Origin of the sequence: Sulfurovum sp. TSL6 (genome assembly GCF_019972115.1) — a bacterium.
GTDB lineage: Bacteria > Campylobacterota > Campylobacteria > Campylobacterales > Sulfurovaceae > Sulfurovum.
In genome coordinates this window covers 1-13165 of sequence record NZ_BPFJ01000003.1, presented here as the reverse complement: position 1 = coordinate 13165, position 13165 = coordinate 1, and the positions used below count along the sequence as shown (strand labels likewise).

The 13165-nt window shown below is 38.3% G+C and carries 14 protein-coding genes; 4 read left to right on the top strand and 10 right to left on the bottom strand.

Translation table 11 applies throughout. From position 1 onward, the window contains the following. Positions 1-43 precede the first annotated feature (43 nt). Together lspA and glmM are read right to left on the bottom strand one after the other, a co-directional pair. A complete protein-coding gene (lspA, locus tag LDM93_RS09000; protein ID WP_223892078.1) occupies positions 44-493 on the bottom strand; it encodes a signal peptidase II in 450 nt (149 codons plus the stop codon). Further along, positions 493-1830: a phosphoglucosamine mutase gene (gene glmM, locus LDM93_RS08995; protein ID WP_223892077.1), complete on the bottom strand. Its 1338-nt coding sequence runs from the start codon at positions 1828-1830 to the stop codon at positions 493-495. The genes lspA and glmM overlap by 1 nt, the downstream gene beginning before the upstream one ends. 221 nt (positions 1831-2051) lie before the next feature. Between glmM and rpsT the strand changes: the two genes are divergently transcribed. The 3 genes from rpsT to LDM93_RS08980 are packed head-to-tail and all read left to right on the top strand — an operon-like array spanning position 2052 to position 3905. Next, the gene (gene rpsT, locus LDM93_RS08990) at positions 2052-2321 is read left to right on the top strand and encodes a 30S ribosomal protein S20 (protein ID WP_223892076.1); all 270 of its coding nucleotides are present in this window, start codon (positions 2052-2054) and stop codon (positions 2319-2321) included. 51 nt (positions 2322-2372) lie between these two features. Next, positions 2373-3440, top strand: a complete 1068-nt coding sequence (gene prfA, locus LDM93_RS08985) for a peptide chain release factor 1 (protein WP_223892075.1) — start codon at positions 2373-2375, stop codon at positions 3438-3440. Between the two features lie 3 nt (positions 3441-3443). Beyond that, the gene (locus LDM93_RS08980) at positions 3444-3905 is read left to right on the top strand and encodes a hypothetical protein (protein ID WP_223892074.1); all 462 of its coding nucleotides are present in this window, start codon (positions 3444-3446) and stop codon (positions 3903-3905) included. 470 nt (positions 3906-4375) lie between these two features. Here the strand turns inward: LDM93_RS08980 and soxZ are convergent, their stop codons facing one another. The 6 genes from soxZ to LDM93_RS08950 form a co-directional block, all read right to left on the bottom strand. After that, complete coding sequence (gene soxZ / locus LDM93_RS08975; RefSeq protein ID WP_223892073.1) at positions 4376-4690, bottom strand: thiosulfate oxidation carrier complex protein SoxZ; 315 nt, start codon at positions 4688-4690, stop codon at positions 4376-4378. 75 nt (positions 4691-4765) lie between these two features. Continuing rightward, positions 4766-5212, bottom strand: coding sequence for a thiosulfate oxidation carrier protein SoxY (locus LDM93_RS08970; protein ID WP_223892072.1), 447 nt, complete (start codon positions 5210-5212; stop codon positions 4766-4768). Between the two features lie 100 nt (positions 5213-5312). Continuing rightward, a complete protein-coding gene (locus LDM93_RS08965) occupies positions 5313-6590 on the bottom strand; it encodes a c-type cytochrome (protein ID WP_223892071.1) in 1278 nt (425 codons plus the stop codon). Next, on the bottom strand, positions 6571-7920 hold the full coding sequence (gene soxC / locus LDM93_RS08960) for a sulfite dehydrogenase (protein WP_223892070.1): 1350 nt from the start codon (positions 7918-7920) through the stop codon (positions 6571-6573). Before soxC ends, LDM93_RS08965 begins: the two co-directional genes overlap by 20 nt. Before the next feature lie 272 nt (positions 7921-8192). Next, positions 8193-8660, bottom strand: a complete 468-nt coding sequence (locus LDM93_RS08955) for a thiosulfate oxidation carrier protein SoxY (RefSeq protein ID WP_223892069.1) — start codon at positions 8658-8660, stop codon at positions 8193-8195. After that, positions 8657-9094, bottom strand: coding sequence for a hypothetical protein (locus LDM93_RS08950; RefSeq protein WP_223892068.1), 438 nt, complete (start codon positions 9092-9094; stop codon positions 8657-8659). Before LDM93_RS08950 ends, LDM93_RS08955 begins: the two co-directional genes overlap by 4 nt. Positions 9095-9228: 134 nt before the next feature. On the opposite strand from LDM93_RS08950, the gene LDM93_RS08945 reads away from it, so the two are divergent. Further along, positions 9229-9666 carry an MOSC domain-containing protein gene (locus tag LDM93_RS08945; protein ID WP_223892067.1) on the top strand — a complete coding sequence of 146 codons (438 nt, stop codon included), beginning with the start codon at positions 9229-9231 and terminating at the stop codon, positions 9664-9666. Between the two features lie 53 nt (positions 9667-9719). Here LDM93_RS08945 and LDM93_RS08940 read toward each other — a convergent pair whose 3' ends face one another. Continuing rightward, entirely contained in the window at positions 9720-10718 is a 999-nt protein-coding gene (locus tag LDM93_RS08940) for a DUF302 domain-containing protein (RefSeq protein ID WP_223892066.1), read from the bottom strand. A 171-nt stretch (positions 10719-10889) separates the two neighbouring features. Further along, complete coding sequence (locus LDM93_RS08935) at positions 10890-12455, bottom strand: DUF3373 family protein (RefSeq protein WP_223892065.1); 1566 nt, start codon at positions 12453-12455, stop codon at positions 10890-10892. Positions 12456-13165: the final 710 nt, after the last annotated feature.

The window sequence follows — 13165 nt, the reverse complement described above, 5'->3', positions numbered from 1 at the left end:
AGTTCTACTCTTCAATAGAGCAGCCTAGATAGCTGCTCTAGTTTCATTTAGTTTTTGATTTTTGAGGGAAGAAGTAGATCATCACTAATAGCCACACAACAGCAAGGTCTATAGCAACATCTGCAAAGTTAAAGACTGCAAAGTTAAAACCACAATGCCAGGCAACATAATCCACAACGCCCCCATGCACAAAACGATCATACACATTACCTATTGCGCCACCTACCAGTAACCCTACAGGAAATGCATAACGCTTGATGTACCCTTCTTTAAACACAAAGAATAAGATCACCAGTACAAGGAGTGCCTGTATCCATTTAAGATAAGGTCCAAGAAAGGATAGCATAGAGAATGCCACCCCTTTATTATAATGCAACTCAAGGTCTATACATGCTCCCGCACGATAATAACCTTCTATAAAGAGCGATTTAATGTTCTGGTCTATAATGAAGGTACCTAAAAGTACCAGAAAAAAGACAGCAAAGGCTCTCATTAGGCTAAAGCGCTTTTAAAGAATTCTACACACTCTTCCATGATCTCTTCAAGCTTTTTCTCATCTTTTCCCTCAAGCAAAAGGCGTATTTTATTTTCTGTTCCGGAGTAACGGAAAAGATGGCGTATACCTAACCCTTCAATTTTTTCTTTGAAAGTAGCTAAGCCTTCTATCGTATCAAAATCTCTTTTTTCCTGTACCAAAAGGTTCACTAAAAGTTGAGGATATGACTCATACGGATTAAATGCTTCACTTGCCTTTTGCTCTGTGTCTACCAAATATGCTAAAGCTTGCAATGCACTGGAGATGCCATCTCCTGTTTTTGCATAGTCTGAGAAAATGATGTGTCCACTCTGTTCTCCACCAAAGTTTATACCATGTTTCTGCATCATTTCCACAACATTTTTATCTCCTACTGCAGCACGGTGCAATGTAAGCCCCTGCGAGGTAAGATACTCATCGAGTCCCTGATTGCTCATCACCGTAGCAACCATCCCGTCACCTTTGAGCGTCCCTTGATTATTAAGATGTACAGCAAGCACACCCATCAACTTATCTCCATCAATCACATCACCTTTCTCATCAACCATGACAAGTCTGTCTGCATCCCCATCTAATGCGATACCCACATCTGCACGATACTCCAGTACAGCCTTTGACAAATACTCAGGATGCATGGCACCACATCCTTCATTGATGTTAAATCCGTTAGGCTTGTCACCTAACACAACCACATCTGCACCCAGTTCCTGCAGAATAGTAGGTCCGACAATATACCCTGCACCGTTCGCACAATCTATCACGACTCTTTTCCCCGCTAATGTAAGTGGCTTAGGAAATGAATTTTTAATGTGTACGATATAACGTCCGATCACATCATCGATACGTTTAGACTTTCCTATCGACTTATCCATCACTTGCGCACTATCGATAAGCTCATTATCTGCAAATATTGCTTCGATCTCTTCTTCCTTATCTCGGTTAAGCTTATTCCCCTCTCCATCAAAAAATTTGATCCCATTATCATAATAAGGATTATGGCTTGCCGAGATCATAATACCCGCATCACAACGCATATTTTCTGTCAAAAAGGCAATAGCAGGGGTAGGCATAGGTCCTATCTGTATCACATCAAATCCTACTGCAGTAAGCCCAGAGACAATAGCATTTTCTATCATGTACCCACTACGTCTAGTATCTTTTCCTACTAATATTTTGTTGGTTCTAGCAAATTGTTTAAAATAGATACCTGTAGCCATAGCCAAACGCATGGCATTCACTGCACTGACTTTTTTCCCTGCTTTTCCACGTACACCATCTGTTCCAAAAAGTTCCAAAATTATTTCCTTGATAGGGTTTTACACTGTCCCTTGATTCTATGGCTCCATTTTAACGCATATTTGATTAACATTCCGCTATAAAACCCTCTATCTCTTCATGCAATTCATCCGCTAGTGCATAACATTAATAAATCTTTAATCTTTTTTTAGCTATTATTCGCGAACTATTTTCACTCTAATTAATTGAGTAATAACAACATACCTATAAAGGAAACAACATGGCACATCACAAATCAGCAAAAAAACGTATTTTGCAAACTGCTGTAAGAACTGAAAGAAACAGATATTACAGAACGAGAATCAAAAACATCACAAAAGCCGTACACGAAGCAGTAGCAGCAGCAGATAAAGCAGCAGCAACAACTGCATTCGCAACAGCGAACAAACAAATCCACTCACTAGTAAGCAAAGGTTTTATCAAGAAAACTACAGCTGCTAGAAAAGTAAGCCGTCTTCATAAAATGGTAAATGCTATCGAAGCTGCATAAGCAGTCTCGATACACCCTCACTAAAAAAACAATCTAACACAAAGAACGCCTATGTTCAAAGAAAAACTTCAACCTTTCATCGACAGATACAACGAACTCAGTGAACTCTTAAGTTCTCCGGATATTGCCAGTGATATTAAGCGTATGACTGAACTCAGTAAAGAGCAGTCTGACCTTAGTACATTAGTAGAGAAAGCAAATCTTTACGTTGAAACTGCTGATGCCATAGAAGAGAATAAAGAGCTTTTAGGGGATGCAGAGCTTGGTGACCTTGCAAAAGAAGAGCTCAGCGAATTAGAACCCATGCTGCCTGCCTTGGAAGAGGAAATTAAAGTGCTCATGATCCCGAAAGACAAAAATGATGACAAAAACATTTTCCTTGAGCTTCGTGCAGGTGCAGGAGGGGACGAAAGTGCACTTTTTGTGGCTGATGTCTTTAGAATGTACTCACGCTATGCAGAACAAATGGGTTGGAAAATAGAGATCGTCAGTACCAATGAAGGTACATCCGGGGGATACAAAGAACTCATCGCCCAAATCAAAGGTGATGGTGTATACTCACAGCTCAAATATGAAGCGGGAACACACCGTGTACAGCGTGTTCCAGATACCGAAACACAAGGACGTGTGCATACTTCTGCTATTACAGTGGCTATCATACCTGAAGTGGATGATGTAGAGATAGATATCAAACCAAACGAAATTAAAATGGATGTATACCGTTCAAGCGGTTGTGGTGGACAGTCGGTCAACACAACGGATTCTGCTGTACGTTTGACACACATTCCTACAGGTATAGTAGCGGCCATACAAGATGAGAAGTCCCAACATAAAAACAGGGACAAAGCCATGAAAGTCCTTAAAGCAAGAGTTTACGAAGCAGAACTTCAAAAACAACTGGATGAAACATCAAGCCAAAGAAAACTTCAAGTGGGTTCAGGTGACCGTTCAGAGAAGATTAGAACATATAACTACCCGCAAAATAGACTTACCGATCATCGTATCGGATTGACACTTTATGCTCTGGATGACATCATGAACAATGGTAACTTAAAATTGGTCATCGATCCACTTATTGCCCATGCGCAAACAGAAGCCATCCAGGAAGCAGGTCTTTGATCCATGCTAAAATTCGAACAACTCAAGAGCGATAATGATCTAAAAGACGTTATCAAAGCAGCTTTTGATGCAGATCTTTCTGTTTCGGGTGCCTGGGGATACACACAAGATCTTTCCACGATCATTGAATCTGCAAATATTCCAGTGAAACAACTAGAGCATATGCTCGCATCTATGCGTACTTATATAGAGATGAACATGACCCTTCCTGAAGAAGAACGTTATGGCAGTATCAATCTCAATGAAATACACAGAGAACAAAACCATGTGGGAGAACTGGTCTATGATAAAGTGACCTATGAGATCACTGCGATGAAAGAAGAAACCTATACGGCATTTATCAAGGAATATAAAGAGGGTTTAGGTACAGAAGGATTTGATATCACTGAACACTTTAATCAAAGAAAAAAAGCTACGATAACAAGAAATGAAGCGTACTGGTTTGAAGTGCATCAAACACTTTGATCCCGCTATTCCTTTTCAAACTCAACCTTCATTTTAAGATATTCCCACTCCATCACTTTACACACCCCCTGTAAATATAGTTTAATAACAGTAAGAATATCTCACTGTCTCTCTATATTATCCTATCACACTGTAAACGATACTATTATTGCCATCTACAAGGTCCAAAGTGGGATAAAAACCATCTCTAACGATTTGACATAGATATTCGTTGAAGTCTCGAGGCAATAAGATACTTCCCTCATCATCAATACCAATATGTCAAGCAAAATAAAATAGGGAGAGGTCATCAATGTCGGTATGTTGTATCACACAATAACGGGGAGATAAGAAAAAGAAGAAAGAAAAGTGTTACCATCAAAGGTTGAAACATCTTCCCTTTGTAATAAAATTAACCTATAGACTCTATTTCAAAGTATATAGGTTAACTCTTTACACTGTCTGACCGAAACGGTCAGACGAGAGTATTATTAAAGACCTTTGATCTCTTTAGATTCAGTAACAGTATTACCTTTAAGATCTTTCCAAGTGATCTCTATCTTATCACCTTTCTTCAATCCATCAGCTTTAAACTTAAATTTAAACAATGGATTTTTAGACCAGAATTGGCTTGTAGATACATCATATACTACTTTTCCGTTCACTGTCGCTGTGATATGTGTGATAAAGTTTGCATCCACACCTTTTTTCTTTGCTTGATCGTATGTAAGCATGTCATGTTTAGCACTTATTTTTGCATTAACTACATCTTCTTTAAGCTTCGCTTTAATTCTCATATTACCCATAATATTCCTTTTTCTTTCTATTTCTGTTTATATCTATTAAGTTTTAAACCTAGTCTTGCTGGTTGAGGGGAAGGGTTAACCTTCACATCCACCAAGTGCAACTTCAAGTGTTACGTTACCTACATAGAACTTACCATCTCTACCTTCAACGATTGCAGTGATCGTACCAGATTTTTTCATTTTGATCTTAAAACCATAGTCAACAATTCCACCTTCTTGTACATCAAATACACATACTGTTGCTTCAGGGTTTGCATCTTGGAAAACAGCTACAGTTTTAGCATCGATATCAGATTCAACAGTTACAGGAACAGCTCCACCGTTACTTGCTACTTTTGGTGCTTTAACTTTTACACCTTTTTCTTCTGGTTTGATATCACCGTAAAGTGCTTTAATTGAATCTGCTACAGTGTGTGCAGTCCATGTATCAGGCTTTGTAGCTCTGAAATCAATTGCAGATAAACTTGCTGGCAATACAGCAGCTGCAACCATACTTAAACTCATAAATTTTCTTCTATCCATTTTATTTCCTTTGTACAAAAATTTAGATAAAAGGTCGACATCAGCCAACCTCATATCTTATATTACTTATATATTGTGTAATAATTGTGATAACTCACAGTTATTTACTTGCTTCTATCATATAATCAACTACTTCTTTCACTTTCTCATCTGAAAGATCCATAGCACCACCTTTTGGAGGCATACCGCCTTTTCCATTGATAGCATTATGATAAACTTGGTCTATACCTTTTTCAAGTGCTGCAGCCCAAGCCGCTTTATCACCTACAGCCGGAGCACCCATTGCATCTGTTTCATGACATACTTTACAACTTGCGTCATATGTGTCTTTTCCTGGTGCTGCAGGTGCTGCCTCTGTTACTTCTGGCAATGTTTTTTCAGAACTCAACGGTGGGTTAAAGTCAGTCAGTGCAAATGCAATTCTCTGTATTTCTGGCTCACCTTCAAAACAGTCTTTCATACATCTCACACCATTACCATAATTTAATGGATTGTTATAGTATTCACGTGCATTGTCTTGTCCTTTTGGACCATTAATATCAGGCTCAAAACCATCAACGTTTGGCATAACGATCTTTAAGAACTTCTCTCTGTCAAGTTCATACTCATCATCTACAAGCTCTCCATCGATCTTCAACTCATTGATATAAAGAACATATGCAGCTAAAGCATACACTTCGTCTGTTGTTAAAGACATAGGTGCTTGATGAGGCATACCCGTTTTAATATACCACCACAATGTACTTGCATACGGCCAGTACGAACCAAATCCACGCTGAGGACCGTCAGAGTCTGGATTTACACGTTGAAGTTTCATTGTTTTTTGCATTTCATATGCATTACCAACAGTAAGTCTTGGGTAAAGTCCAGAACCGGCACCAAAGTCACCGTGACAAGATAGACATTTTTCTTCATAAAGCTCATCACCCTCTTCTACAGTACCTGAACCTTCAGGAAGTCCCGTACCGTCAGGCATAACATCTATATCCCAAGCTTTCTGCTCGTTTTCAGTTGCTCTTTTACCTTTGTTAAATGGTGTTTTATGTGCTTCTTCATTTGCATAATACGCACCTGTCTTACCATTTACGATCGGGTAGATCACCCCACCGTCAACAGCAAGTTTACCATTGTGCTCATATGTCTTCTTAACACTATCAGATACTAAAGCATTTGCTGGACCTACCGCATCTATTTCTCTTTTAGTGAAACCTTCTGTATTCATTGTTGTAGTTGCTGGTGCTACACTTTTTGTTTCAGCTGCAGGCTTTGCCTCAGCTGTATCCTTTGTACCGTTAGATGCATTACAAGCAGTTCCTAAAAATACTACAGATGCAAGCAGTGTACTTGCAACAATTTTTTTACGATAAGATTTGTACATTTGTAACCTCTCCTTTTGCATCTATTTCCCATGTATGGATACCATTTCTATGGTAAACACCTTCGATTCCCACAGCAGCTCTTTCATTTTTCACTGTCGGCTGAATGTGTCCTGCATCATCTGATGCACGTGAACTAAGAAGCATTGGCTTACCTGTATATTCATGCATAATAGAGAATCTAGTCCAAGCTTTTTCAAGCACTAAACCTTTAAGTGATGCTTCTACCCAGTTTTTACCACCGTCAAATGATACATCCACTGTTGTAATCGTACCCATACCAGACCATGCAAGTCCTTCTATCTCTACCATATCACCTTTTTTAAGATCAGTCCATGGTTTCTCAGGACAAGGTGAAGTAATAACAGAGTTAACTTCGTTTGCATAGAAGTGCTGGATCGCTTTACCTGTGTGCTTCAATGCCGTATATTTAGATGTCTCTTCTTTTGCATAGAATGGCTCAGATGCGAACTCAAGTCTACATAGCCACTTCACACATAAGTTTGCTTCCCAACCTGGAACAACGATTCTGATCGGGTAACCTTGCTCTGGACGTAATGCTTCACCATTTTGTCCCCAAACGATCATTGCATCATCAAGTACTTTATCTACAGGGATCGTTCTACCCATGTGAGAGTTATCTATACCTTCTGCAAGCATCCATTGTGCCTCTGGCTTAAGACCGAGGTCTTTAAGAATATCTTTGATGTAAACACCAGTCCACTCAGCACAAGACATAAACCCTTTTGCAAATTGGATAGAATTGAACTGAGGGCCTCTCCACTCCGGTCCACCATTTGCTGGACACTCAAGAAAGTGTACTCTACTTACATTTGGATATCTTTTCAACTGGTCCATCGTTAAAACAATCGGCTTTTCCACAAGACCGTGAATCATAAGTCTATGTTGGTTAGGGTCAATGGTTGGTGTACCACCGTGATGTCTGTTAAAGAAAAGACCATTCGGTGTGATAATACCGTTTAGATCCTGAATAGGTGTAACCGCAATTGATGCTCTGTAGTTACCTGAAGAAAGAATAGGTGTTGTTCTTCTTGTAACTGCATGCTCATATGGTGATGGCTGACCGTACAGGTTCTCTGTTACTGGAGCACCGAATTTAAGGCTCCATGGCTTCTCTTCCATGATGTTTGGATCATCCTCTGGGTTTGCTTTAATATGCTCACTCGCATCTATTGTGACGGGTGCGACAACACTAGCTGCAGCCAATGCGCCCATAGAATAAGTTGCTGTTTTCTTGAAAAAGTTTCTTCTTGATGTCTGCTCTGATACTTCAGAAACAACGTCAAACTCTTCTTTTGTTATCTTATTCATTTGTCCTCCTTGATTAATTTTAAAATGACTAAGGATGTATGCCTTAATTTCGTCATATGCCTTAGATTATATTCAAAAAAAATAAAAGTTAGGGATTAAAATGATCAATCTGTCCCTATAATATCCATAATTATCTTCTATCTGTAACGAATATGCACCACAAAGATAAAAAAACCATATAATTATCATAAATATTATATATAGTATGCCATACTGACCTAAAAGACTCCCCCCCAATGAAATATCATTTTAAACCCTATAAAACAACCAAGTTACTCTCCAGAACCCATACAGCTTAATAGGAGTACCTCAATATATTCTCGTGTATAATAGAGTTTGCCATCCAAGCCTTCAAGTACGGCAAAAACGGTTCCCTTAAACTCCATCCTCATATTAAGCTCATACTCGATAATACTCTCTTCACTCAAATGAAAGACTGCGACTAAACTCTTGGGATTGGCATCTTGGAAAACAGCAAGGCTTTTCGCTTTGATAGATGAACGTATAGTAATGGGTATGTTTTCCGGATCTCTTACGATGCCCTTAGGAACGATAAGTTCTATATCTGTACTCTTTTGGATCGTTGCAAATTTTTCTCTTCCGTACAGTGCCAGTGCTGCATCATTGATCGAAGAGGCCTTCCATGCTAGAGGTTTGCGCTTTCTATAATCTACAGCGAATACCTCTGCCGTGTAGGGGAATATACAAAAACCCAAAACTAAAAAATGGCGTCGATTCATACTTTTCCCAATACTCTTCGTATGGCTTCAGCACGTGACTCTACATCCCCCACCGTCTTTTCATTGGCTTCTAATGCTTTGTTCAACCCATCTTCCTCTCTGCCATACTTCATAATAAAATAAATGGATTCAGCCAAAGTATTTTCCAAAGGAGTAGAGGGATCCGGCTCTATCGGATTAAAATAGGTATTATCCCAAAGTACTCCCATACTTAACAGGGCCAAGGCATCTGTATCTTCTTCTTGTGACAAATGAGACTGCGGGTGTATCGCTTCTTGATACTTCGCCATCGCCTGAGAGACTTTAGCGGTTATAAGTCCTCCTACAGTGACTGCAGCCAACTCTATGGCATCTCTGTACACCATGCCGTTATCCATATTTTCTTCAACCAGTTTATAAAATTGTTCTATTGCTTCTGCATTACTTTTATTCACTAAACATCCTGACTCTATAAAATCTTAATTTAAAATAATACAAAAGACCTTTGAGTTTTCTGACACCAGCAGTCAAGTCTCCCTCTATAAAATCTTTATGGTACAATTCTAAAAAAATATAGAGGAACACTTTTATGAAAAATGTAGGGAAAGTAACAAGTCTTTTTATATCAGTACAAGGATCCTCTAGGAGAGTTGAAAAAGAGCTGTTTCATTTGGACTCAAAGGGTATTGTAGAAGATAAATATCATGATACAAATATCAACAGATCAGTGCTGCTCACATCAGAAGCAAGTTATCAGTTAGCCAACAGAAACAATATCCAGATGCCTTTTGGTTCTTTGGGAGAAAATATCTTAATGGACTATAATCCTTACCATCTTATGCCAGGAGATCAGCTGCGTATCGGTGAAGTGGTTTTGGAGATAAGCCAGAACTGTACCATGTGCGACCATCTTTCAAAAATAGATGAAAGTCTGCCTACACTGCTTAAAGATGATAGAGGTATTTTTGCTAAAGTAATTGAAGGTGGTATAATTAAAAAAGAAGATGAGATATCGCTTTTAAAGTAAAAGTGTTATCTCATCATAGAGGTGGGGGGTAAAGATCCCCGCCGAAACATGACTTATTCTTCAGCAACAAGCGTTTTTGAAGTAAGCTTTTCGAGTATATCTTCCATTTTTTTCTGTGCCATGATAAGAACATCATGAGATGCTTTGTCTTCTATTGCCAAAGATGCTATCCAGTTATAAACTGAAGGGAATCCGATCTCCATAGTATTTGTACCTTTTTTCTGATACATGTACATTGAACATGGTGCAAATGCTCCTGCTTCAGGGTGTGTTTTAGACACAGTATAGATCACTTCTAGGTAACAGATAGAGTAAACATCATAAAAAGTAAATGCTTGAGATCCGCTCTCTTCCATATCATAGTTAAGGTCATTAAATCCTGCATTGATAAACATAGCCGGGATCAGTGCTTGCTCAAAATCAGCTTGGAATTTATCTTTAACCTCTTCCCAATCTGCATCAGGATCCATTTTCCCTTGAGCAGTTGAAACAAGTGGACCTTCTGGTTCTTTCATCTCGTAAGTCACTTTTTCTTCTTTTGCATTAGGAAGCGCTGCCTTAAGTGTCTCTTTTACAAGTTTAGCGTAAGCAATCAACTCTGCATCATCCGCAGGAACACCCATGATCTCTGCCATAGCTGCAGCACTTAACGAAGCAACAGAAATCGTTTTTGAACCTTTTTTTGTCCAGATCGACATACTCATTGGAGAGAAAAGTCCGATATTCGCATATTTCTTAGCTAAGCTAACCACTACGTCTTTTTTAAAGATCGTAAAGAGGTTATAAACATCATAGTCAACTGTTGTAAAATTTTTAGTACCCGCTTTACATTGTCTTGCCCATGGTGCAGTCATATCTCTGTTATCATTGATGAAAAAACCTGCTTTTTCAAATGCCGCTGAGATCGTTTTAGGTGTGATCTTGCCATCACTGTTATCTGCAGTTAAAATGCTTACATTGTGTGTAGCTGCCTTAGTGTCATTTGCAACTATTCCTGTTGCCAGTCCCATTGCAACAACCATTGTAAGTAGCAATTTTGTGAAGTGTTTCATAGTATTCCTTTTAGTGTGTGTTTTGTACGTGGCCATTATTATAACCGAACTTCATTTAATTTAAATTAATAATGATACGTGTAGTAGGATAAAGAAAAAAAGTGGATTAAGTGTGTAAGAATTTTTAAAAATGAGAGGTTAACAAAGGGAAAAACCCTTTGTTAAATGTTCTTAGAATCTATATCTGAGGTAGAATCTAGCATCTGTTGCTTTTTCAACAACATTTGGTAAGAATGCTTGTGCCAACCCTTGTGCAGCTGGTCCCATAGCACCTGTTGCCATAACTTTAAGATCATCAATTTTAAGTGGAGTACCGCCTGAAGCGAAGAATCCATTACTTCCGGTATAGTCATAATCAATTTGAGTATATCTGAATTGAGCACTTAACGCTTCATTGATTTGATAAGTATAATATACTTCCCATGCATCACCACGTGCAGCCAATTTAGAACCGACCATAGTATCTTCTGCATAGTCAAATGGTCTCCAATATTTACTACCGTGGTTAAACTCTGCACCAAGTTTACCATAATTCTCATCACCCACATTTACAGGAAGCTGTGCACCAACCCAGTAAGAGTGACCTCCTTTATCTTCACCATAGTCAGCTCCGATGATTCCTAGCCCCATTGCAGTAGCATCCATACCTAACATTTGTCCATCTGCATCTGCTTTTGTTTTAGTCCCTGCCAAAGAAGCAAATAGTTTTACATCAGAAAAGTATCCATCATCTGTCACACCGTCAACCAACACAGAAATCGCAGCACCGTCAATATCACCATTTTGGTTCATTGTAGCATCCTCTGGAGCAATAAGAGGATTCATACCCAATGCTCCCAACATATTAGCTGTATTAAATCCAGGAAGGTCATAAGCTCTAAATGCTGTAGTTTTTACAATGTACTGACCATCATTATATGGTTCAAAGATAAATCCTGCAAGCTTGATATCTTCCATAGAAGCATCATCATTCGCATATGCTGTATACGCTAAATTACCATACATAGGTGTTGCATTAGTAGAACCTTGTCCCATACATAGTTTAAATGACATACCTGGTACACCAGTAATTTTTGAAAGATCAAGTTTTGAGCTTAAACCATCGAATTCAACGTTGATAATGTGACCAAGTGGTGATTGTGCTGCATCATCATCTCTAAGGTTTGCAAGGAATCCATTTGTTGATGGTCTTCTACCTACAGAGAATGTCCAAGGCATATCCAAACCAAATGCTTTCTCACCTAGATACAACCAGTATGCTTGTCTTACTTTAAGGTTATCATTTGTCAATGACTCATTAGAGAACCAGTTAAAAACATCAAATCCAGTACCTCTCATACCAAATGGATTAAGTGCTGGGGCAGTAGTTGCACCAAGATCAGCACCAAATGCTTTATTGTAAGCCAGTTGTCCTTTAAATACATTGTGAGCATCTGGAGCATAAGCCATGTTTAACCACAATCTTGTAGCCATAAGGTCATTTTTACCTCTTTCAGTACCATCTGCCATATCATAGTTGATGTTATCGATAGATGTTCTTAAGTCAACACCCCATTTGATGTTATCTCCTGCATCGTGTGCTTTTACTTCATTGATCTTCTTATTTTGTTTTTTAAGCTTTTTAGTGACCTTAGCTAACTCTGCTTCTACTGAACTTAGTCTGTCTGACAAAGATTCTGCCTGAACACTAGTTACTGCAAGTGCTGCAACAAGTGACGCTGTTATAATTCTTTTCATGTTTACTCCTTTAATTTATGTTTGTCCAAAACATGTAACGGTTAGTTTAGACCAATTAGACTGATTTTAGACTTAAATAAATAAAATTTGTAAATATTTTGAATATAATTAATACAAGGTTATAAATGTTATAAAAAGAGATGCAATCAAAGAAAAAAAAGACAGATCAAAAGATAAACGAAGAGCCTAAAAAAGGGAGTTATATCGGGAGGGATAGGCTCTTCAATAAAAGATAACCGTGTCAAGAGAAACAAGGAAGTTTACAAATTTTGGACAAGGAGTAAAACAAATCTCTTGAAGGGAGATGGTTACCTTTATGTTTGTATTATAAACGATGGGAGTTAATGAGGAGTAAATAGAGCATTAATCAAAGGTTTAATTCTGAAAGAACAATTATAATTGAAGGTGAAAGAAAGACTTTTTAGAAAAAGATAACCGATACAAGAAATATCAAGGAAGACTACTTATATTGGACAAGAGTAAAACACGATCTCATAAAAGCTAATGGTTATCTTTTCTGCACGTATTATAACCTATGAGTGTAAATCATATGTAAAAAGATAAAATAATAACTTGATAAAAAACTGAATATTGATAAGAGTTGATTGATTGTAAAAATGAAGTGTGTGTTATAACTCAAAGTGGCAGCGACCTACATTTCCACAGACGTAGCCTGCAGTATTATCGGCGATGGGAGGCTTGACTTCCAG